Source organism: Natrinema versiforme JCM 10478, from assembly GCF_000337195.1.
Taxonomy (GTDB): Archaea; Halobacteriota; Halobacteria; order Halobacteriales; family Natrialbaceae; genus Natrinema; species Natrinema versiforme.
This window is the reverse complement of sequence record NZ_AOID01000063.1, coordinates 97,480-120,042: the sequence shown is the minus strand read 5'-3', so window position 1 is coordinate 120,042 and position 22,563 is coordinate 97,480. Positions and strand designations below refer to the sequence as shown.

Below are 22,563 nucleotides of genomic sequence, written 5' to 3'. Positions count from 1 at the left end.
AGTCATCATGCTGTTCTCATCGGCTGTCTCTTGCTTGTGGCAGTCCAACACGGCGTCTGGAAGATTGATTCAACGAGTGAGGACTCCGTCAGCGATCCGTTCGATGTGATCGACATCCATCTCCCCCTCTCGAATGAGTCCGCTCCATGGTCTCGCCTCGAGAGTCACAACAGAGACTCGAGGGGCGCTACGAGAGCAATGAGGTGACTGCATTTCAGCAGCGATACCAAATAGGGCCGACTCGGTTTCGGACGATAGTCGAACCGTTTCTCTGGTGGCTGTCGCAACGTTTGCGGTCATTTCTAACCGATTATTTCACATAGATGGGAACAATTGATCGCAACCGCACACTTTTATCGGTCGGCCAGAGACACTCGAGACGATAATGGACGAAGACGCGCTCGAGTATCACCGGACCGCCCCGCCGGGGAAGATAGAGATATCGACGACGAAACCGACGAACACGCAACGGGACCTCTCACTGGCGTATTCGCCGGGTGTCGCCGCACCGTGTCGGGAGATCGACGCGGACGCGGGCGAGGCCTACCAGTACACGACGAAGGGGAACCTCGTCGGCGTCGTCTCGAACGGGTCGGCCGTACTCGGCCTCGGCGATATCGGCGCACAGGCCTCGAAACCGGTCATGGAAGGGAAAGGCGTCCTCTTCAAGCGGTTCGCTGACATCGATGTCTTCGATATCGAACTCGATCTCGACGATCCGGACGCGTTCGTCAACTCGGTCGCCGCGATGGAACCGACCTTCGGCGGGATCAATCTGGAAGACATCGCGGCACCGGACTGTTTCACTATCGAGGAGCAACTCCGCGAGCGGCTGTCGATTCCGGTGTTCCACGATGACCAACATGGCACCGCGATTATCTCGGGCGCAGCCCTGCTCAACGCCGTCGAAATCTCCGGGAAGAATCTCGAAGAGCTCGAGGTGACCTTCGCCGGTGCAGGCGCGGCAGCGCTCGCGACGGCCCGATTCTACGTCTCTCTGGGCGTCAAACGCGAGAACATCACGATGTGCGATATCGACGGTGTCTTGACGACCCAACGGGCGGAATCCGGCGACCTCAACGAGTACAACCGGGAGTTCGCTCGAGACCTCCCCGAGGGGGACCTCGCGGACGCGATGGAGGGTGCGGACGTGTTCGTCGGCCTCTCCGCCGGCGACATCGTCAGTCAGGAGATGGTCCGCTCGATGGCCGCGGACCCGATCATCTTCGCGATGGCGAATCCGGACCCCGAAATCGACTACGAGTCGGCCAAAGCGGCCCGCGACGATACGGTTATCATGGCCACCGGTCGCTCGGACTACCCGAATCAGGTCAACAACGTCCTCGGCTTCCCGTTTATCTTCCGGGGTGCACTCGATGTCCGCGCCACCGAGATCAACGAAGAGATGAAGGTCGCGGCGGCGTCGGCGCTGGCCGATCTGGCCAAACAGGACGTTCCCGATTCGGTGGTCAAAGCCTACGGCGACCAACCGCTGCAGTTCGGTCCTGACTACATCATTCCGAAGCCACTCGACGCCCGCGTCCTCTTCGAAGTCGCCCCCGCGGTCGCACAGGCCGCGATCGATTCGGGCGCGGCCCGCGTCGACATCGATATCGACGAGTACGTCGAGCGACTCGAGGCCCGCCTCGGGAAATCCCGCGAGATGATGCGCGTCGTCCTCAACAAGGCCAAGTCGGATCCAAAGCGGATCGCGCTGGCCGAGGGGACCGACGAGACGATCGTCCGAGCGGCGTCTCAGATCGTCGAGCGCGGGATCGCCGAACCGGTCCTGATCGGCGACGAGGACGACATTCGCAGTACGATCGCGAACCTCGGCCTCGAGTTCGAACCGGACGTGGTCGACCCCGAGAGCGGCGATTACGAGGGGTACGCCGACCACCTCTACGAGCGCCGGAAGCGCAACGGCGTCACCCGCCGCGAGGCCGCGTCGATGATCCGCGACGACACCAACTACTTCGGCAGCGTGATGGTCGATCGCGGCGACGCCGACGCGTTGCTCACCGGACTAACGAACCACTACCCGTCCGCGCTGCGGCCGCCGCTGCAGGTGGTCGGCACGGCGGATGACGCCGACTACGCAGCGGGCGTCTACATGCTCACGTTCAAGAACCGCGTGATCTTCGTCGCCGACGCGACGGTCAATCAGGCCCCCGACGAGGACGTCCTCGAGGAGGTCACCCGACACACCGCCGAACTCGCCCGCCGGTTCGACGTCGAACCACGTGCCGCGTTGCTCTCCTATTCGGACTTCGGCAGCGTCGACAACGAAGGGACCCGAAAGCCCCGAGAAGCGGCCCGTCGTCTCCGCGACGATCCCGCTGTCGACTTCCCCGTCGACGGCGAGATGCAGGCCGACACGGCCGTCGTCGAAGAGATGCTGACCGGTACCTACGACTTTACCGACCTCGAGAAGCCGGCGAACGTGCTGGTCTTCCCGAACCTCGAGGCGGGCAACATCGGCTATAAGCTGCTCCAGCGGCTGGGCGGGGCGGACGCGATCGGCCCGATGCTCGTCGGGATGGACGAGCCGGTCCACGTCCTCCAGCGGGGCGACGAGGTCAAAGACATCGTGAACCTCGCGGCCGTCGCGACCGTCGACGCACAGGACGACGAGTCCTGACCGGCCGGTCCGGAATTCCGGCGGTATTCTCCGGTCGCCCTCAAGCAGAACGGCGTTCTCCGCAGCGACAGCGGGATCAATTCCGACGGAGTGCCAACGGCTCCATGACCAGCCGTGAACCGCTCGGAGTCAAGCCTCGAGACACTCGGCCTGCTTTGTCTGTAGAACCATACCATTTCCCGTTCGGTACACCCCGATCTCTTCCGACAGGCCGACGTTGTCGGGGGTGATCGCGCCGTTTTGACGATGCACTCGCACCAGGCCTCGAGGGACTCCGTTGTCCGCTCTCGCTATCGGTCGTCGCCGGTGCGGCGATAGACGTTCGTTATCAGGCTTGTGCCCCCGAGGTTGAGAGAAGCATCGCTTCGAGAACAGTGTTCGCTATAGCTCCCAGAGAGCCATACATCGTTGTCCGGGTCGGCCAGTTCGATGGCTTCTCGAACTCCGTGTGTCGCCACGGAGCTCGCGGCTCGCCAAGCGGTAGTCGGAACCGTAGCCGCCGAAGGTCGACTGGTCCTTGAAAACGGAGAGATCGGTGTACTCCGACCCCATGCACCCGTTCCGGGACGCTTGAACGACCGTTTCTCGCCGTCGTAGTTGTTCGCGTCGGCGGTTCGTGCCGGCTACGCCTTCGAGGTCCCGTTGAGTCCAGAATTTCGGTTATGAGGCCGGTGAACAGTTCAGTCCGCTTCGGAGAGCCGTCATCGGTCGCCCCCTCAACCGGCGCGTTCTCGAGGTGGAACCACCGGGCACGAAGGAGAATAAATACTATGCTCTTTTTCCGTTCCTGTCTCGGCCCGGGGCCAGCGACGAATCACGAGCCGCGGAAACTTGCGACAGAGTGTCCGTCACTGCCGTTCTCTCCAGCACACCGGTTTCTCGCAGGAAGGCGACGGTGAATCCCTCGACCGATTCGGTCCTACGAGAACTTGGTGTTAAGTTCGATAACGTTCGCCGCTCGCTGGACGCTCTCAGCGAGTTCACCGTGGAAGTCGTCGTCCGCTATTCGACTGGCTGGTCCAGTGACACTGACAGCGCCGACGACCGACGTCCCGTTCCGGACGGGTGCGGCCACGCAGCGAAGTCCTTCGATGTTCTCCTCGTCATCGATTGCGTACCCCCGTTCAGCGGTCGCCTCGAGTTCCTCGTAGAGACCCGCCCGATCCGTGATCGTTTTCGGGCCCCGTTGTTCGAACGCCGCCTTGCTGACGATTTCCTCCTGTCTGTCGGAGGGGAGAAACGCGAGGAGAGCCTTTCCGAGCGAGGTCGAGTACATCGGCTGCTTCCCGCCAGCGCGCGAGGCCGTTTCGACGGCCTGATTCCCCCTCGCCTTGTAGAGATACGACACGTGCCCGTGTTCTTCGATCCCGAACTGCGCGATCTCCCCCGTTTCGTTCGCCAGTTCGTCGACCGCGTCAACGATCACGTCGTAGTTGGCGATCTGATCGCGGACATCATTGGCCATGTCGAGTACCTGGAGACTCAACCGGTAGCCGTCCTCCTCCCGTACGATGATCTCCTCGCTCTCGAGCGTCTGGAGGTGGCTATGGATCGTGCTCTTCGAGTGGCCGAGTTCGTCGGCGAGTTCGGTCACGCTGGGCCGGTCGTTCTTCCGAACGGCGTCGAGAACGGTAAAGGCAATCTCGACTGATTGAATCCGACGTCCGGTGCGTTCGTTAGGGGCGTTTGCCATACAGAGGGGTAGTGTGTTTCAGCCTCATAAGCTTGTTCCCCAGAGGCGAACTCTACCAGGGTTGGTCTTCTATGTTTCGTATGGTGACATTATTCGTTTAGAAATTATATGTCTCAACAATTTATGAGTCAGCTGGGCATATCGCTCTCTATTAGTTACTCACCAGTCGCGGCTGCCCTCTGGAAAATCTTCCGAACAGTATGGTTGATTCCTCGAGACCGGATTTGGTGTTCCCCATGCGAAAATATTCCTGAGAACCCAGATATCATTGTCTTAGGGCGTAATAGACGGAACCGGAAATTTTGCGTACTGTATATCGATCGAAATACCCCCTTCATTTACAACCATATGTATGTGATGTATGCTGGCCTTTTGCTCACATACACATAGTTGTAAAGTTCGCCAGAGGGGAACTGAAGTTGTTCCGAAACGAGTTGGAAGTGGCCATCGGTGAGTAGAGAGATCCACTCCAGATAGTCACCGAGACAGTGAATGAGGACAGAGAGTATTATCATTACATCTGCATTGTCACTATCAACAACCGGATGATGTATTCGTCGCTTCTCGCCTCTGTGGGCACTACGGGTTTGTTCTCTCGTCATCAAGCCCGTTACTGAACGTTCTCTGATTCGTATACGGCTTTAGTCAACGACAGGAGGATTCGTACCGGTCGCGTCAACGAACGAAATGGAGACGTCTCAATCTACTCGGCCTCGGCTGTCGGCGTTGTCCGAGTTGTTTCCGAACAGACCGTATCGATGACACCACGGAGGTATCCGACAGTAAATCCACGTCCTCGGTGACGCCAGTCGTCGTCACCCTCCATCTTCGGGACGTGGTCGGGAATGACCGGTCCCTCGAAACCGATTTCGTGGAGCGTTCGCACCACGTCAGCGGTATCGAAGTTGCCTTTATCGACGAACGTCTCGTGGAACTTCGGCATCGTGCCGACGACGTCACGGAAGTGGATAAAGGTAATCTGGTCGCGCTCGCCGAATCGGCGGATGACATCGGTAACGTCCTCACCCATCTGTGAGAAACAGCCCAGACAGAGCTTCAATCCGTGATTATCGCTCGGGACTAGCTCCATCCCCTTCTCGAAGTTCTCCACGTTGCGGAACAGACGCGGAATCCCACCGAGCGACTCGAGACTCGGCGGATCAACCGGGTGAAGCGCTAGGTCGACACCTGCCTCCTCGGCTACCGGAAGAACGGTTTCGAGGAAGTACTGGTAGTTCTCCCAGAACTCCGCTTCGGTGTACGGACGATCAATACCAGGCGCCAACTCGTCCGGCTCGTCGAGTTCATCATAATCGAAAGCAGTAGATTCAGCGCCGCCTCGGTCTTCGACAGGAGACGTGCGCATCGGAACGACGCTGCGGGGATTCCACTGATATCCCAATATGGGGATGCCGGCCTCTCCGAGATTTCGAATCAGGGTCGTGATCTGATCGAGCGCTTCGTCCGCACCCTCACGGTCGAACATGATGTCTCCGTACATCGAGTACGGGAGCGATTGGATACCCGTAAAGGAAAGTCCCGCATCCTCGACCCGTTCTCGAGCGGCCGTGAGTTCCGAAACGGACGGAATCTGATTTGGACCGACTGCGATCGTGTCGGTTCCATCGCGGTCGTTGAACTCGTCGGGTTCCTCCTCTGTATCGGCATGATCAACGAAAATATCCGTTGCGCCCAGTTGACGAATGTACCGTAGCCGAGGTTCCGAAAGGGACCGTGTTCGAACGCCAACACGGACGTCAGCGTTACTATCCTGACTCATACTCTGTACTCATTTCGAGGCGACTAAACTGTTACGAAGGCGATAGCGACCGCGACTCGGATGGGTGTGATAATCGACATCGACTCCGGATCCCGTGTATCGATTATGAGAAACATGAGGAAGCATGGATCATCGAACGCGGACGAATATGGGTACCAGAAAGCTAGGTATACCCGCTTGCTATGGGACAGCAACACGGGACTAGCAGTTTCGATGAGCTACGACAGGTGGCGCAACGTTCCCTCGGAGCGGTCCGAAGCGGTGGCCGACTTGCAGTCTGGTACTCACCGTACTGGATTGCGCCATGTGTTGGGTCACTGCACAGTGGGATAAACGCTGCTATCTCCTATTCGAGTGGAACCCATCACGATCGGACTGTCCGTCAAAGAGATCTATATCGACAGCTACTAGATATCAGCTCGTGACGGTTGGCCGATCTCGCTCCGTTAGCTCGACATCGTCGTTACCGTTACCGGCCCATCGAACTGGAGAATGACCGATTGGGCCACATCCCCGAAAACCGCTTTTCCGGCCGGGGAACGTTCCTTTCCGCTAATGAAGATGTGTTCACAATTTTCTTCCTCGGCCACCCGGATGATGTCGTCAGGGATCGTCCCGACGAGGCCCATTGCTCTGTAGGAGATATCGCCACCGAACGCATCGCTCGCGATATCTTTCGCTTCGGTCTCTGCAATCTCCTCCATCTCGTCGATACTCTCGATCTTTCGCCCCGAGTTTGCCTGTCGTTGAAGATTATTCTGTAGCTTCTTTTCATCAACAATTCTACATAATATGATCTCGGCTTCCACTCCAGTGGCGTGTCGCGTTGCTGTACGTAGCAGTTGTTGATCCGGTTCATCCGCTGTCTGAACGACAAGCACGGTATCCATACTCTCTGTATTTCCGTGAGGACATATAAAACCCAGCCTGCGATGACACTGATCAGATTATTAAATCGGCAGGTTCCGATCACTCTCAGCGAGGGTGAACGCGCGAAAACGGGGAAATCGGGCTAGAAGAAATAGTTGTTCGGGACGTAGACCGAGACTTCCGGTACGAGGGCCACAATCAAGATGACAATTAGCAACGGAATGTAGAACAAGACCATCGCGCGCATGACGGTCTCGAGCGAGGCATCGGTCACCTTCTCTAGGACGAAGAGGACGGACCCTAGTGGCGGCGTCACGACGCCCGTCATGAGCGAGAGGATCATGACGATCCCGAAGTGGATCGGATCGATTCCGAGCGTCTCGATGATTGGCATGAGGATCGGAACCATGATCATAATCGTTGCAGTGATACTCATGAACGTCCCGATGAGCATGAACAGTGGGACGAAGATCAGAATTGCCACTGTCGGATCCGTGGTAAAGCCTGTAATTGCGTCAGCTAACAGAATCGGTATCCGGAGCTGCAGCGCGACGAGACCGTAGAGCATAGCAAGAGAGATGATGAACAGAATAGAGAACGTCTCGACCATTCCGTCTCGGAACTCCTCGAGCAGTACCCCTCCAGTGAGAGAGCCCTGATAGAAGCCAAGCCCGATCGCGTAGACGACTGCAACCGCGCCGGCCTCCGTCGCGGTGAACATCCCCGAGAGAATACCGCCGACGATGAATACGGGGATAATCAACGCGGGGAGAGCGTTGACGAACTCGTGACCGATCGTCCGGAGTCCGACGGCCTCGCCTTTCCCATATCCCTTCCATCGGACGACGAGATACGTGAATACGGAGAGGACTCCCGCGAGTAGCAGTCCAGGGACAATTCCGGCGAGGAACAAAGCCCCGATAGACTCTTCGGCTAACACGCCGTATAGAATGATCGGCACACTCGGCGGAATGATCGGTCCAATGATCGACGACGCGCCAGTGACACCGATTGCCGTCTTTTTATCGTATCCCTGATCGCGCATCGCATTGTACTCAACCCGGCCGAGCCCCGCAGCGTCAGCGACCGCCAGTCCGGACATCCCGGAGAAGATGACGCTTGCGCCGATATTAACCTGGGCAATCCCACCTCTAATTCGGCCGAATATCGCGTTTGCGAAGTCGAAAACCTCCGAAGTCATGTCCGTCCTGTTCATCAACCGGCCTAACATGAGATAGAACGGAACTGCGAGTAACGTAAACGAGTTCAGGCCGTGCATCAACTGGTTCGACATCAAGCCATAGTTGAGAGCGGGGCCGAACGGGGAGAGCATGATGAGGACACATGCTGATCCGATCGCGACCGCGACGGGCATGCCAAGCGCGTAGAGGAACAACAATCCGCCGAGGAAGATGAGTCCGATCAGTAATAGCTCCATCCTATTCTCCCTCCTTGTTCGCGCGGTTTTCCTTGTTCATGAGTTGTTGACTGAAGTTGGTTGTCGTTAGTAGAGAGCGAAGGTTGATCAGTTCGTAGAACACCATCATCCCGATGAATACCGTTATTGATCCGTAGACCCATCCCTGTTGCACCGCTCCGACGGCCATCATCGGTGTATCCCAGTTCTGGAGTGACGCACGTAATCCGGCATACCCCAACATGATCAGAAAGACGACCGTCAAGACCTGTGCAAGGATATCGACGATCGATCCGATCAGCGGAGCTCGCTTTTCGAGCTGAGTGGAAACGATTGTCATCTTGATGTGTTCCCCGTTTCTGGAGGCAACTGCAGCCCCACCGTATGTCCCGACGATGAGCAGATACCGTGCGAGCGGTTCCGTCCACCATGCACCCCCGCTGATTGGGAGATCGAATACACGGACGGTTATCTGAAATATTGTCAGAAGCAACATTAATATAAATATGAATGTTGCTACATTTAGCACGATCCAATCGTACCATGTATCTCTTTTTAATCCTAGCGACTGATCGATATCCATGCTGAATAATAATGGTTGCGATAGTATAATAGCACCGGTTCAGTGTGGCTGTACCACTCCGATAGTATGCCGCTCGGATGTTACGCCATGTCGCGCCACTTCTCCCACGAACCAGCGTACGTCTCTTCGAATAGCTGTTCGACAGCAGGGGCTGCTGCCTCGTAGAACGCGTCCGTATCAACGTCTTCGATGATTTCCATGCCGTTTTCTTCGGCCTCCGTGATCAGTTCCTCTTCCGAGTCTCGGGCCCACTGCGTTGCTTCTTCGGCGACTTCATTGACGATCTCGTCGATCATATCCTGCTGCGACTCGTCCAGTCCCTCATAGAAACTGGTACTCAGGTACATCTGCCCGCTCTGTGGGAGATGACTAGTGAGGCTGTAGTAGTCCTGCACTTCCCAAAGGCTGAGCGAGGCGATCTGGGCTGGCGGGCCTTCGGACGCTTCAACAACTCCCTGCTGAAGACCCGAATAGAGTTCGTCGAGCGAGACGGGCGATGGACTCGCGCCAACAGCTTCCCATGCTTTTACCCACGAATCGTGACTCGGAAGCCGTAGGTCCATCCCGTCAACGTCCTCAGGGGCACGAACTGGTTCATTGGACGTGTAATGTCGCATCCCTCTGTAGACCCGAGGACCAGCGACCTGAATCCCTGCTTCTTCAAGGGCCGGGTACACTTCTTCCTGGAACTCGTCCGACTCCATGATATTCTGCTGGTGTTCGAAACTCTCGAGGACGTACGGCGAGTTGAAGAAGTAGTACTCGGGTGCGTGCATGTCGTACGCGTCTGACCCACCAGTGTACATGTCAACTGCACCCTGATTCATCAGGTCGAACGTCTCGGTCTCCGATCCGTACGAACCACCGTAGGAGAACTCGACGCTGATGTCGCCATCCGATTCCTCTTCGATGCGCTCTTTGAATTGTTGACCGGCGTAGACCAGAGACGTTCCCTCCTCCATTACGCTGGCCATGGTGATGGTCGTTCCACCGCTGTCACCACCCATACACCCAGCGAGAGACGCGAGTCCGGATGCGCCAATTCCCATCTTAACGGCTTGACGGCGCGTCACATTGCCTAGTCGACTCTCTTCCCTAGCAGTCTGTTTGCCAGACATACTCAAGCCATTGCAATGGAGGGGTATAAATCTAATCATTATTAAGAGGCATCCGATCTTTCCCACCTGTCTAGTCGGTGAACACACGTCTTCGATTGGAGTTACAACAACGACGCTGTCTTCGCGACCACGACAGCGACAGAGGTCTCAAGGACATCAGCATTCGCGTATATAATGGTTCAACGTGTGCACGCGATATACTGAGGTCTACTCGTCCGCAATCAGTCAGCAACTCAAACGCGAACGTCTCGATTGATGCGTCCAATCTCCTCGAACTGATCGCGGTTTCGCAGTACTGAAACGGGGCCGTGCGACGCTTCACGGGGAACGTGACATCAGCATCCTGCCCCTCTCGCGACTGCCCATTGAAGAAATCCACCAGACGGCCCATCCTGTTACGTGTATTCTGATAGGCCGGACGATTGAGAGTAACCAAGGTGTAGGAGACGAGGACGGTTTGAGGGCGTTGCGGATATCTCGAACGCTGGCGTCGGGTCACGACCGCACAGGTTGCACGGGAATGCCAGCCCCATCCCTCGAGTTTCGCTTCGCAGGGCGGTTTCGAGAGTGCGGGATTGACTCCCTCGTCCTCGAGGACGGATATTCCGAGTTGGACGGATCAGCAGTGCTGACTCGGTTTGATGTGCTTGTGCCTGCCGCGGACACCGGTTGTAGCCTCGGTTCTACTACGCATACCCTTCTCAGTTCAGAGAGACAATTTCAACCTCCTTGCACTCCATCAGCGACCATCAGCACGATCACGAGTAGTGCATATTCGATGCTGCAAGCCAGATATGAGTTGACGGAGTGGATAACCTGCTGCATGAGGTCGTCGCTGGCGGGATCATGCTAGCCAAGCCAGTTGTTCTCACAGGAGCACTGTGACAATGCTACTTGCTGCCGTCTCGGTCGATAATCAATCAGCGAGCCGTTCCGTCGACAACCTTCTCGGAAGGAAATCGACGATCTGACGATGCGAGTTCTCAATCTCCAACGACGAAGGGACCGGTACCGCATTGGTTTCTTCTTCTGTATTACTTAGACGTATTCGTCATGGTGGATCTATGTCAGCAAGATCGCTGTCACCGATGCTGGTAGTATTGCCGAGAAACGAAGGTTCGTAAAGAGAACGACGAAACGACCAATTCGAATGTCGACAGTGCATCGCAACTACGTCGATGGAGAGTGGGTTGAATCACGTTCTGGAGAGACCTTCGAAGTACTGAATCCTGCAAAGACGACCGAGGTCGTCGGGAAGTTCCAGTCTTCGACGGCCGCTGACGCCGAGGAAGCAGTCGAAGCCGCAGTCGCCACCGAGGACGAATGGGCGTCGACGCCCGGTCCGGCGCGAGGAGCTATCCTCAAGGAAACGGCACAGATCCTCGAGGACCAGAAAGAGGTGGTGACCGAGACACTGACACGGGAGGAGGGGAAGACGCTCAGTGAAGCCGGCGGCGAGGTCCAGCGCGCGATCGACATCTTCTATTACTACGCACAGAAGGCCAGCGACCTCGGCGGTACCGTCAAGTCGCCCAGCGGCGAGAACAAGAACCTCTACACGAAGAAAGAGCCGCTCGGAACCGTCGGGCTGATCACGCCGTGGAACTACCCCATCGCGATCCCGGCCTGGAAGCTCGCTCCCGCACTGGCGGCCGGCAACACGGCCGTCCTCAAGCCCGCTTCGGCCGCCCCGACCGTTTCCCTGAAGCTGCTCGAGGCGCTCGACGAAGCGGGACTGCCCGACGGCGTCGCGAACTACGTCACCGGCTCCGGCAGCGAGGTCGGCGGCGTGCTGACCGACCACGAGGACATCGACGGCGTCTCCTTTACCGGGAGTACGCAGGTCGGAACTGCCGTCGCACAGGCCGCCGCGGACGACCTCAAACGCGTCCAGTGTGAGATGGGCGGGAAGAACCCGACGGTCGTCATGCCCAGCGCCGATGTCGACGAGGCGGTCGACATCGTCGGCGTCGGTGCGTTCGGGACGACCGGTCAGTCCTGTACCGCGGCCTCCCGCGCCATCGTCCACGAGGACGTCTACGACGAGTTCGTCGACGCTATCGCCGACTACGCCGAGACCATCGAGGTCGGCCCGGGTACGGATGATCCGGACATGGGTCCCCACGTGACCGAAAGCGAACTCGAGGGGAGCCTCGAGTACATCGACATCGCCGAAAGCGAGGGTGCGAACCTGGTCGCCGGCGGCGACGCGCTCACCGAGGGCGAGTACGCCGACGGCTACTACGTCGAGCCGACCGTCTTTGCCGACGTGGAAAACGACATGCGAATCGCCCAAGAAGAGGTCTTCGGACCGGTACTGGCAGTATTGAAGGTCAGCAGCTTCGAGGAGGGGCTTGCGGTCGCCAACGATATCGACTACGGGCTCTCGGCGAGTATCGTCACGCAGGATCTCTCCGAGGCCAACCAGTTCGCAGAGAACATCGAGTCGGGCGTCGCGAAGGTCAACGAGAAGACGACCGGGCTCGAACTGCACGTCCCCTTCGGCGGCTACAAGAACTCCTCGACGGACACCTACCGTGAACAGGGCGACGCGGGGCTGGACTTCTTCACGTCGACGAAGACGGTCTACATGAACTACTGACTCGTCTCTCTCATAGCGTGCGGTTCAATTTCGATTTTTCTCCGAAGACCTGAAGACCTCGTTCATCGCTGGCTCTGTATCATAACGTAAACCAGGCAATCGACAGTGTTGCCGGTCAAACAACGCCGGGATGCACTGATTTCGAGATTTACCTGCCGCACAGAATTCGTTTTAGACGATGGGTTTATATCGTACCAAATACATCCAGTTACTATGTCATCGTCAGCCGAGCAGGTACGGAGTCACCTCCGTGGCGTTGCTGTCGGTCTGTTGACGCCATTCGACGACGAACTCGAGATCGAACACGAAAAGATCGCGGAGAACGCTCGAGACCTATACGACGAGGGGATTCGGACGTTTCTAGCGACCGCGAACATCAGCGAGTATCACTCCCTCTCCCAGAGCGAGCGCGTCGACGTGGCCGAGACGAGCGTCGACGCGCTCCCGGACGACGCCTGCGTGCTCGCCGGCGTCGGCGGAAGTACGGCGGACGCACAGGAGTTGATTCGCGCCTACGATCGCATCGGCGTCGATGCGATGATGATCATGCCGCCCGACCACACCTATCTCCATGAACAGGGGCTACTGGAGTATTATCGAAGCCTCGCCTCGGTTACGGAGACACCGCTCGTTCCCTACGTCCGCGGATTCGATCCGTCAATCGACTACCTCGCCAGTCTCACCCGCGTGGAAGGCGTCGTCGGAATCAAGTACGCGCTCAAGGACCCGGTCAAGCTCGGTGCGGGCGTGGCTGCGGGTGCCGACGACGTCGTCTGGGTCGACGGGCTGGCAGAACCGTTCGCCGTCTCCTTCTGGGCCGAAGGCGCAGAAGGGTTTTCGGCGGGCGTGAGTAACTTCCGCCCCGAAATCGGGCTCGAGCTGTTCGATGCGCTCTCCGACGGCGACTGGGAACGCGCCCGCGAACTGCGGAACATCTGCCTTCCCTATCAGGACTTCCGAGACGAAACAGGCCAGGAAAACGAGATTCAGGGCGCGATCAGCGTCTCGGCGGTCAAAAAGGGACTCGAGCTCGCCGGATTGAACGGCGGCAACGTCCGGGAACCGATCCGGCCGCTCGCGCCCGAAGAAGAGCGAAAAGCCGAGGAACTCTACAGCCAACTCGAGGACGACATCGAATCGCTCATCGAATAGCACGGAGACACGGTCCGAACAGCAGTACGGCTAGTGATCTAGCTGCACTGGAAGAGTTGCAATCGTGCGGATAACGGGTCGGTTGCGCGGATAGCACTTCCGCGAGAACGTTTTTCGAAGGGGGTTCTGGTCCGATCGAGTACGGGGCAGTGTCCCGAAATCACGAACTCGGACAGAACACGTGATCAGCGGCCACTGGGCTGGTCCACCGAATGAGTTTGTCTGTGGGGAACAGAATCGGAGACACCGAGTACGGAAGCGACTCGAGTCGACGGAGTACGTTGTCTGAAAACACGGCTCTCAGAGGAACAGCGACGGAGAACGGGCGATACCGCGCAATGAACGCCTACCGAGATAGTACTCAGTGGCGGAACCGACTAGCGAGTTCGCCAACGGTACCGCCGATCGAACGATCGAAGACGATAGCGAACTGTAGTCAGTTCCCCTGTCGGGAATATTCCGTTAGAGTGGCCATTGGCGGCAGAAGATGGCGGTACTGGTGTGCATCTATTTTGACCGGTATAATACAGGTACTATCTGCCTGGAAATCTACTCTCGAGTGATCGAATTCGCGAATGTAGATTACAACCATATGCCTGTAAACGTTCGCATAGCGAGAATCGAGGAGTGGGCCCGCATTAGAAAACAAGCACCAGGTGAATGCTACTGATTGACTGGGGAAAGCCGTTGGACAAGTATTCCAGTATCTCTCGGCAGTCGCTGACAGCCGGTTCGAGATATCGCTGACGGCCGGTGGCGGCACCAACTGATTTCCAATCAGACGATGAGATTGTCTCGAGGCGGTCGATGTCGGAATCGACCGATGCGGTATTTGACTCGGAAAGTTGTTTCTTCTCGTTCCCGATAGGCAAACGCGTTAGTTCCAAGAGTTCGTCGCTCGTCGGTGAACTCCGTGACAAACTGGATGGCAGCAGTCGGAAATGCGGCGAAACCAGTCAGAACCAGTCAATACGATTAGCGGCGTCTATCGGAGTCGGTCGTGAAAATCCAAGCGGTGAAACGAGAGTGACCGGTGGTATTTATTGGTTTGTGTCGCGTTGGTCGAACCCAAGAGCGATGCCTACAACAAATGGCGGTTCGACGGCCCAACCCGGCAGTGAACAGTTGTACGACGCCCTCGTCGACGCCGGGGTCGACCTCCTCGTCGGGCTCCCCGGAACGCAGACGCTCCCGTTAGATCGTACCGTCGAGCAGCGGAGCGACATCAGATACGTGATGGCCCGCCACGAGACTGCGATCCCGCACATCGCGTGGGGACACTACGAGACCAGCGGCACTGTCGCCGCGACGCTTACCGTCCCCGGCCCCGGCGACACGAACGCGATGCACGGGCTGAAGAACGCGCTCGACGACCGCGTCCCGCTGATCCACGTCGCCGCCGACGCCGATCCGGCCGACCGCGGGAAGGGGCCGATCCACGAAATCGAACCCGAGACGTACGACACCGTCGTCAAGGAGAACATCTCGATCGAGCGGCCGGTCGAATTCCAGCAGGCGATCCAATCGGGGATCGAAACCGCGCTCACGCCTCCGCGCGGACCGGTCCGCCTCGGCGTTCCGAAGTCCCTCCTCGAGGCGGAGTTCCGCTCGCCAGCCGTAACGATCGATCCACAGACGAGTCGCTTCGACGGCGACGCCGAGTACGAAGACGCAAAGCAACTGCTCGCCGACGCGGAGCGACCGGTCGTCTACCTCGGCGTCGGTGCCCGCCGATCGGGAGATCCGGACTCGATTCGGGCCCTCGTCGAGACGCTGAACGCGCCGGTCGTCGCGTCCTACAAAGGAAAAGGGGTCTTCCCCGAGGACGATCCGCGCTGGCTCGGTGTCACGGGCAGTCACCTCCCGTCGGGGGCGACGAAGACCCTCGAGACCGCGGACGTCGTGCTCGCGCTCGGGACCCGGTTCGACGGCGTGACGACCGCCGACTGGTCGCTGCCGATGGGCGAGAAACTCGTCCACGTGACCCTCGAGACGAGTCGCATCGATATCGCCTACGACGCCGATATCGCGATCGTCGCGGACGTCGCCAGCGCGGTCGATCGGCTCCGGGCGGGACTCCGTTCCGCGTCGCGTCCCGACACCGCATGGGACGGGGCGTCCATCGGCGACCGCGTTCGTGCGGAGTACGATGATCAACTCCATGCCCGCGGTTTGCTCGAGGACGAGACGCCGATCGCGACGGCCGGCGCGCTCCGGACGCTTCGCGATGTCTTGCCGCGGGAGACCGTTGTGACGACCGATATCGGCGGCTTCCGGCTCTGGGCAAAGCAGACCTTCGAGACGTACGAACCCCAGACGTACGTTACTGCCGGATCGTGGGCGGGAATGGGCGTCGGACTGCCGGCTGCGATCGGCGCGAAACTCGCCGCGCCGGATCGGCCGGTCGTCGCGTTGACCGGCGACGGCGGGGCGATGATGTGCTTGCAGGAACTGCACACGGCGGCGGCGTACGACCTAGACGTGGTCACGATCCTCTTCAACAATCAGGACTACGGAATCATCAGTAAGTCGCCAGAAATCGATCAGTATGCGGAAGGACACCGGTTCGACTGGTCGTCTCCCGAGTTCGCCGCCATCGCGGAAGGCTTTGGCTGTCGGGGCGAGACGGTACGAACGCTCGCGGAACTCGAGAGCGCAGTCGATGCTGCACTGGCACGAGCCGACGGGCCGGAGCTGATCGACGTTCGCGTCGATCCGGACGAGCCGACGGCCGCCACCGTTGCCGAGTACGACTCGAGTGTGGAGTTTTGAGCTGCGAGGACTAATAGCCCGGTTTTCTTTCAGTCGCCACTTTCGTCCGATTGCTAAATTGGGGTGGGAACACCGTCCGAGGCGACCAAGAATGGTAATAGTCTATCCAGGTAGGCTAACTAGTTAGCCTAACTCGTAAAACCAGCACGATGGCTCGAATTTGAGGACTACGAATGCGAGTGGCGGCAATTGATGAGCAGTTCAGAAGGGCTACGAATATCGATTCTGTCGACACCACACCACCATGTCCGTTGTTATACTGATAGTTCGGTCGAGAACTGCGGACATGGTGGTGTGTGGTTGGACTGGGAGAACGGAACTCGAGAGAGGCCGGACCAAAGCACGGACACCACAATGTCCGCTGTTCCGTGTGGAAGACTGGGCGATCTCAGGGCTGTAGAGAGGAGAAACTCGGCGGGAAGGAGCGGCGGTATCCGCGATCCCGAAGAGATGGAACCGAACCGAGAGCAGCGGACAGCATGGTGTGGAAGAACGCAGTCGGCACCGATGGTATCGGAATACGCAGTTCGAGAAGACCAGTCAATCGGGTAGTATAGGGAGAAAACAATGGTGAGAGACGAGAGTTGCGGTCACACTGCTAACTCGAGTACGAGAGTCGACACACCCACCCCACCGTGTCCGCTGTTCTGCCGAACGAACGGGGGGTGCCTGATCTGGGAGCGTATATTTCAGATATTTACTAATCTGAAATATCAACTACAGTTGCCATTTGGACTAGCTCTCAGTGGATTGTATTAAAACTTCTGTAGTCTAGATAGCCATCTGAGACCATCCCCACCCTCGGAGCACAATTACTGCGGACATAGTGGGGTGGGTGTGTCCCGCGGTTTGATATAAGTGCAAAGAACTGCGGACACTCCGGACAGTGTGGTTTTATAAACCATGCCGAGAGACACACTGCCAGAGACAGTCCGAATGAGCCTGTTCGAACGAGACACCGAAATCTACAGAAATCGCGACGCGCTGCGGGAGGATTATCAACCGGCACAACTCGTCGGTCGTGACGAAGAAATCCAGATGTATCAGGCCGCGCTCCAGCCCGTGATCAACGGCGAACAGCCGAACAACGTCTTTCTCTACGGCAAGACCGGCGTCGGAAAGACCGCTGCAACCAGATATCTGCTTTCCCACCTCGAGGAAGACGCCAGCGAGTACGACGATATTGATCTCCGGCTCACGTTCCTCAACTGCGACGGCCTCACGTCCTCGTACCAAATCGCGACGCGTCTGGTCAACGAACTCCGGGACGAAACGAATCAGATCAGTACGACTGGCTACCCGCGAGCGACGGTCTACGAGATGCTCTGGGACGATCTCGACGATCTCGGCGGGACCAATCTCATCGTCCTGGACGAAGTCGACCACGTCGAAGACGACTCGATCCTCTATCAGCTTCCGCGAGCGCGTGCGAACAACAACCTCTCCGACGCGAAAATCGGGATTATCGGTATCTCGAACGATTTCTCGTTTCGCGACGACCTCTCCCCGAAGGTAAAGAGTTCGCTCTGTGAACAGGAGATCCATTTCCCCGCGTACGACGCGAGCGATCTACAGAAAATCCTCGAGCAGCGGGCGGCGGTCGCGTTTCACGACGACGTCCTCGACGATGCAGTGATTCCGCTGTGTGCCGCCTACGGGGCGAAAGACGCCGGCGATGCCCGCCAGTCGATCGACCTCCTGATGAAAGCCGGCGATCTCGCTCGAGAAGAAGCCGAGACGACCACCGTCGCCGAAACCCACGTCGAGGCGGGTCGTCACGACCTGGAACGCGGTCGGATCGAGGAGGGCATCAGCGGGCTTACCCAGCACGGTCATCTCGTGTTGTACTCCCTGCTCACGCTGCATCTCCAGGACGAGACCCCGGTCCGCTCACGAGACGTCCGGCCCCGGTACACCAACTTCGCACAGCGAGCCGGGCGGGACCCGCTTGTTCCGCGCCGGATGCGCGATCATCTGGCGGAACTGGCCATGCTCGGACTCGTCTCGGTCACCGAACGAAACGAGGGTCGGCGTGGGGGAACGTATCGCGAGTATACCCTCGATATGGACATCGAACTCATCCTTTCGGCACTCGACGAGGTCCTCGACGACGTCGGTATTCACGACTCCATTCAGGAGCATCTCCTCGACGAGGACGTGACCGACGAGAACACGTCACTCGCTCAATTTCAGTAATTCGGCTCCGTTGGGACCCTTAGCGCAGTGTGGCGGTGTCCTTGATCTCGTCGTACGTCTCCGTTGCCCACTGCAGGAGCTCCGATTGCGACGGCGCTGCGAGCACTGAATGGGTACGCATTCGTTCGTCGAACGCCCCGATAAGGACCGTCTCGTCGACGATACCGAGCGCGTACTCCGGCACCGCACTCGATTCGTAGAGCGTTACGTTTTCGGACGCGTCAATCGCGGCGAGCGTCTCGTCGTAGTCAGGACTCGCGGATTCGTACCCGGTTGGCGGTGCGACGACATCGAGCGTCAGGTCCTCGGTGATGCACTCGTGAAGCGTCTCGATGTAGAGCGGGTTGATGGTCGGTACGAATCCGCTGACACGGGTCGCGTCTACCACACTCCGGCGAACGTGGTAGAGTGGCTCAAACGGAGTATCCGTCGTCGATACGGTTATGTCACACGACGTCAGTGCATCCGAGCTAATGGGGAGCTCAGCCGGGAACCGCTCGAAGAAGGGGCCGAGTGATGCCCCGAGTTCGACTGCCGAGAGCGCGTCTCTGACCGCTTCGAACGCGATTTCGCCCGCGACGGTGATCTCGTATCGATTCTCCGTGACGACGTGGGAGATGTACCCCTGCTTCTCGAGGGCGGTGAGATTTCGTCGGAGCGTCGACCGAGGCAGGTCGAGCTCCTCGCCGAGCGCGTCCGGCGACGCTGCTCTCTCCGAGAGCGACCGCAGTAGTCGGTACCGATTCGGCGACGCGATCAGGAACTCGAGTCGCTCCAGGGTGGCCTCGCCAGGACTATCCATAACTCAGATGAAATCGGTGTGACACTTCGGCGTTTCGATACGCCGCGTTCACCCCGTGAACGGCGCTCACCCCTCGAGCGTCTCCCACGGAATAGCGTTATCCACCTGACGAAATATTCTCCGTTCACAATGAGCTACGACGCGGTACTGTTCGACTGTGACGGTGTCATCGTGGAACTGCCCGACAAGGTGGCCATGACGGAGGCGATGCGCCGCGTGCAGCAACGGCTCGGACTGTCCGCCCCGCCCGAACAGGTGGTCGAGGACTTCTTCCGGGGCAACCTCTCATCCATCACTGAGCGCTGCCGGTCGGCCGGAATCGAGCGCGAGACCTTCTGTACCGAGGCCGCTCGCGAGGGAGTCCGGGCACAAGTAGCCGAAATCCGGTCGGGGCTCCGCTCAACGTATGACGATGTCGTCGCCGTTCAGAACCTGAACTACCCGATGGGCGTCGTCAGCGATAACCACCCGCACGTGCTCTCGTTTCTCCTGCGACGGTTCGACCTGAGCAACTGTTTCGAGACGGTGCAGGGCTGTCGGTTTACGCCGTCGGACCTCAAGCGCCGGAAGCCCAACCCCCACAACGTCGAGGCCGCAATGGAGACGCTCGGTTCCGAGAGCGCGTTGTATGTCGGGGACCGGAAGATCGACGTCAAAGCGGCCGACAATGCCGGCATCGACTCCGCACTGCTACGACGCGAACGCCGGGTCGAGAACGGGGCCGACATTGCGCCGACGTACGAGGTATCCTCGCTCTGGCAACTCCACGATCTACTCTAAACGCAGATGGAATTCAGTGCACATCATGAGGACCGGTTACACAGGTCAAAACCGCTGTTCCCACACCAGCATGTCCGGAGTAAAACCGGATTTGGGTTGGTTCTAACCGTTATTTTGCCAGGTCTACTGGAAATCACTACCAGTAGCGAACCGACATCGTTTCTCTGCTCGCCTCCTTTCGACTTCCGATTTTGTCTGTCTGACTACAAGTCGATAGACGCTTCTGAAATAACTCACCACAGTACGGATACTAGCTGTGTGACTGTGGATGCGTTCGGGAATAACACCACTTCGTCCGCCGTTCTTCTTTCATTTTTCTCGTAACAATTCCGGGCTGTGGCTGGAGTACGAAACACTTCGATAGAGGTGTGTCTGGTTTCTCAGTTATTGAAAAGTCGGGAAGCCACGGAAGATTCCACGAATCGTTGGTGGCTGAGGTGTAATCACAAAACTGAGGACAAAATCAGAATGCAGATTTCGTGGTATATGGGCCATCTAAACGCAGATCACACATCGATAACGGTGTGTGGCGGAGGTCCGGGAATCGCGATTGCTCTCGCCGAGTTAGTCGAAATCAACGACAAACACGGAAAAACACATCGATAACGGGGTCCGTCGCGTCGGAACGTCAGGTTTCGTTTCGAACCTGCGCGTTAACGACGCTCGAGACTTCGTTTTCCGAGACCATCTCGAGACGCGAGTCCTCGCGCAGCGTTTCGAGGATCGTTTCGGGGCGTTCACCGAACTGGAACTCGAGGAACATCCCCGAACTCGGGCCGTGGCTCCGCCGTTCGAAGTCGACGAGCGAGTACGTCGTCATCTCTTTCATCTTGTTGACGTAGGTCTCTTGGTGATACTGCTCGGCGTCGATCGCGTCCGTGAGAAATTGGTACACGCGGTAGCCGGTCGTGCTGCGAGCGGATTCGTTGTCGGCCTCCGACGCGACGGCCGCCGTCGCGTAGAGACAGAGCTTCTTCTGCGTGCTGATACCGCGGACGACCTCGAGGACTCGGTTCTTCTCGACTTTGTCCTGTGCTTCGCGAACGTGTTCCTCGCGAACGCGTTCGTCGCCCTCTCGTTCCGCGAGCTCACCGGCGACTCGGACGAGATCGATTGCCTTCCGAGCGTCACCGTGGGTCTGCGCCGCGAAGGCCGCCGCCAGCGGGATAACGTCCTCGTCGAGAACATCATCATAGAAGGCGTCTCGCCGGCGACGGAGGATCGACTGGAGCTGGTTCGCGTTGTAGTCATCGAAGTGGACGTCTTCGGGGGTAAAGGAACTCAGGGCGCGGCTCCCCACGGACTCCATCATTTTCGTGTCGTTCGAAATCGCGACGACGGAGACGTGAGCAGTGAGGTCGTTGTTCGCGCCGGCTCGAGAGAGCTGGTAGAGCAGTCGGGAGAACGCGGGCTCCTGTTTGTCCCGTCGGCCGACGAGCATATCGAGTTCGTCGAGGACGAACACCGCGGAATCGAAGTTTTCGTTGACGATGCGATAGAGTTCGTCCCACTTCTCTTTGGTCGCGACGCCGTGTTTCGGGACCTGTACCTCGACGGCCGCTTCGTCCGCCGCGCGACTCGCGAGTTCGTAGACGGCGACGCCGAGGGTATCGAGATCTTGGCAGTTGACCTCGATCGTCCCGAACCGAATGTCTCGCGTCTCACAGATTTTGCTGATATTCTTGCAGACGGCTTTCGTGATCAGCGATTTTCCGGTTCCGGACGGACCGTAGAGAAAGAGGTTGGGCGGTCGGTTGTCTCCCAGAGCGACGCGGAGCATCTTGGTTACTTCTTGTAACTGTTCGTCCCGACCGACGATCCGGTCCTCGGAGACGATGTGATTCGGGTCGAGAAGCGATCGATCGCGAATGAGTCCCTCCTGTTGGTCGAACTCGAGGAGCATGTCCTCGATCGACTGCGACTCGCCCGCTGTTGCCGAATCGGTCGATGAGGAGGTCGGCTCGGGGATCGGAGAATCAGACGAGGAGTCAGCCTGCTCCGTCGTGTCATCCTTCGATGTCCCCGCCTCGTCTCGAGGGTCCTCGAAGTCATCCATGCGGTGACCCATACGGGGAAGATAGAAAAGTGTTACCCACCTCTATCGATGTGTATTTGTTCGATTGAGCGGACCGAATGCACTATTCCGACTCGGCGGAG

General features: G+C 58.3%; 14 protein-coding genes. 6 read left to right on the top strand and 8 right to left on the bottom strand.

Going from position 1 to position 22,563, the window contains the following annotated elements; translation table 11 throughout:
• The first annotated feature begins 385 nt into the window (after window positions 1-385).
• Window positions 386-2,641 (top strand): NADP-dependent malic enzyme, encoded by a 2,256-nt coding sequence (locus tag C489_RS19730; protein ID WP_006433154.1) that lies wholly within the window; start codon window positions 386-388, stop codon window positions 2,639-2,641.
• Between the two features lie 919 nt (window positions 2,642-3,560).
• Here C489_RS19730 and C489_RS19725 read toward each other — a convergent pair.
• From C489_RS19725 to C489_RS19700, 6 genes are all read right to left on the bottom strand, one after another.
• Window positions 3,561-4,334, bottom strand: a complete 774-nt coding sequence (locus C489_RS19725; protein WP_049891143.1) for an IclR family transcriptional regulator — start codon at window positions 4,332-4,334, stop codon at window positions 3,561-3,563.
• A 703-nt stretch (window positions 4,335-5,037) separates the two neighbouring features.
• Window positions 5,038-6,114: a mannonate dehydratase gene (locus C489_RS19720; RefSeq protein ID WP_006433152.1), complete on the bottom strand. Its 1,077-nt coding sequence runs from the start codon at window positions 6,112-6,114 to the stop codon at window positions 5,038-5,040.
• Window positions 6,115-6,560: 446 nt separating this feature from the next.
• Complete coding sequence (locus C489_RS19715) at window positions 6,561-7,004, bottom strand: universal stress protein (protein ID WP_049891141.1); 444 nt, start codon at window positions 7,002-7,004, stop codon at window positions 6,561-6,563.
• A gap of 122 nt (window positions 7,005-7,126) precedes the next feature.
• Window positions 7,127-8,422, bottom strand: a complete 1,296-nt coding sequence (locus C489_RS19710; protein ID WP_006433150.1) for a TRAP transporter large permease — start codon at window positions 8,420-8,422, stop codon at window positions 7,127-7,129.
• 1 nt (window position 8,423) lies between these two features.
• Window positions 8,424-8,984, bottom strand: a complete 561-nt coding sequence (locus C489_RS19705) for a TRAP transporter small permease (protein ID WP_006433149.1) — start codon at window positions 8,982-8,984, stop codon at window positions 8,424-8,426.
• An 80-nt stretch (window positions 8,985-9,064) separates the two neighbouring features.
• On the bottom strand, window positions 9,065-10,102 hold the full coding sequence (locus C489_RS19700) for a TRAP transporter substrate-binding protein (protein ID WP_239642096.1): 1,038 nt from the start codon (window positions 10,100-10,102) through the stop codon (window positions 9,065-9,067).
• 1,150 nt (window positions 10,103-11,252) lie between these two features.
• Between C489_RS19700 and xacF the strand changes: the two genes are divergently transcribed.
• The 4 genes from xacF (at window position 11,253) to C489_RS19680 (ending at window position 18,824) form a co-directional block, all read left to right on the top strand.
• Window positions 11,253-12,704 (top strand): 2,5-dioxovalerate dehydrogenase, encoded by a 1,452-nt coding sequence (gene xacF, locus C489_RS19695; protein WP_006433147.1) that lies wholly within the window; start codon window positions 11,253-11,255, stop codon window positions 12,702-12,704.
• Between the two features lie 213 nt (window positions 12,705-12,917).
• Window positions 12,918-13,856, top strand: coding sequence for a dihydrodipicolinate synthase family protein (locus C489_RS19690; RefSeq protein WP_049891139.1), 939 nt, complete (start codon window positions 12,918-12,920; stop codon window positions 13,854-13,856).
• A gap of 1,077 nt (window positions 13,857-14,933) precedes the next feature.
• Window positions 14,934-16,628: a thiamine pyrophosphate-binding protein gene (locus tag C489_RS19685; protein WP_006433145.1), complete on the top strand. Its 1,695-nt coding sequence runs from the start codon at window positions 14,934-14,936 to the stop codon at window positions 16,626-16,628.
• 936 nt (window positions 16,629-17,564) lie between these two features.
• On the top strand, window positions 17,565-18,824 hold the full coding sequence (locus tag C489_RS19680) for an orc1/cdc6 family replication initiation protein (RefSeq protein WP_006433144.1): 1,260 nt from the start codon (window positions 17,565-17,567) through the stop codon (window positions 18,822-18,824).
• A gap of 19 nt (window positions 18,825-18,843) precedes the next feature.
• Here the strand turns inward: C489_RS19680 and C489_RS19675 are convergent, their stop codons facing one another.
• A complete protein-coding gene (locus C489_RS19675; RefSeq protein ID WP_006433143.1) occupies window positions 18,844-19,626 on the bottom strand; it encodes a helix-turn-helix transcriptional regulator in 783 nt (260 codons plus the stop codon).
• A 129-nt stretch (window positions 19,627-19,755) separates the two neighbouring features.
• On the opposite strand from C489_RS19675, the gene C489_RS19670 reads away from it, so the two are divergent.
• Window positions 19,756-20,406 carry an HAD family hydrolase gene (locus tag C489_RS19670; RefSeq protein WP_006433141.1) on the top strand — a complete coding sequence of 217 codons (651 nt, stop codon included), beginning with the start codon at window positions 19,756-19,758 and terminating at the stop codon, window positions 20,404-20,406.
• A 628-nt stretch (window positions 20,407-21,034) separates the two neighbouring features.
• Here the strand turns inward: C489_RS19670 and C489_RS19665 are convergent.
• Window positions 21,035-22,462 carry an orc1/cdc6 family replication initiation protein gene (locus C489_RS19665; protein WP_006433140.1) on the bottom strand — a complete coding sequence of 476 codons (1,428 nt, stop codon included), beginning with the start codon at window positions 22,460-22,462 and terminating at the stop codon, window positions 21,035-21,037.
• Window positions 22,463-22,563: the final 101 nt, after the last annotated feature.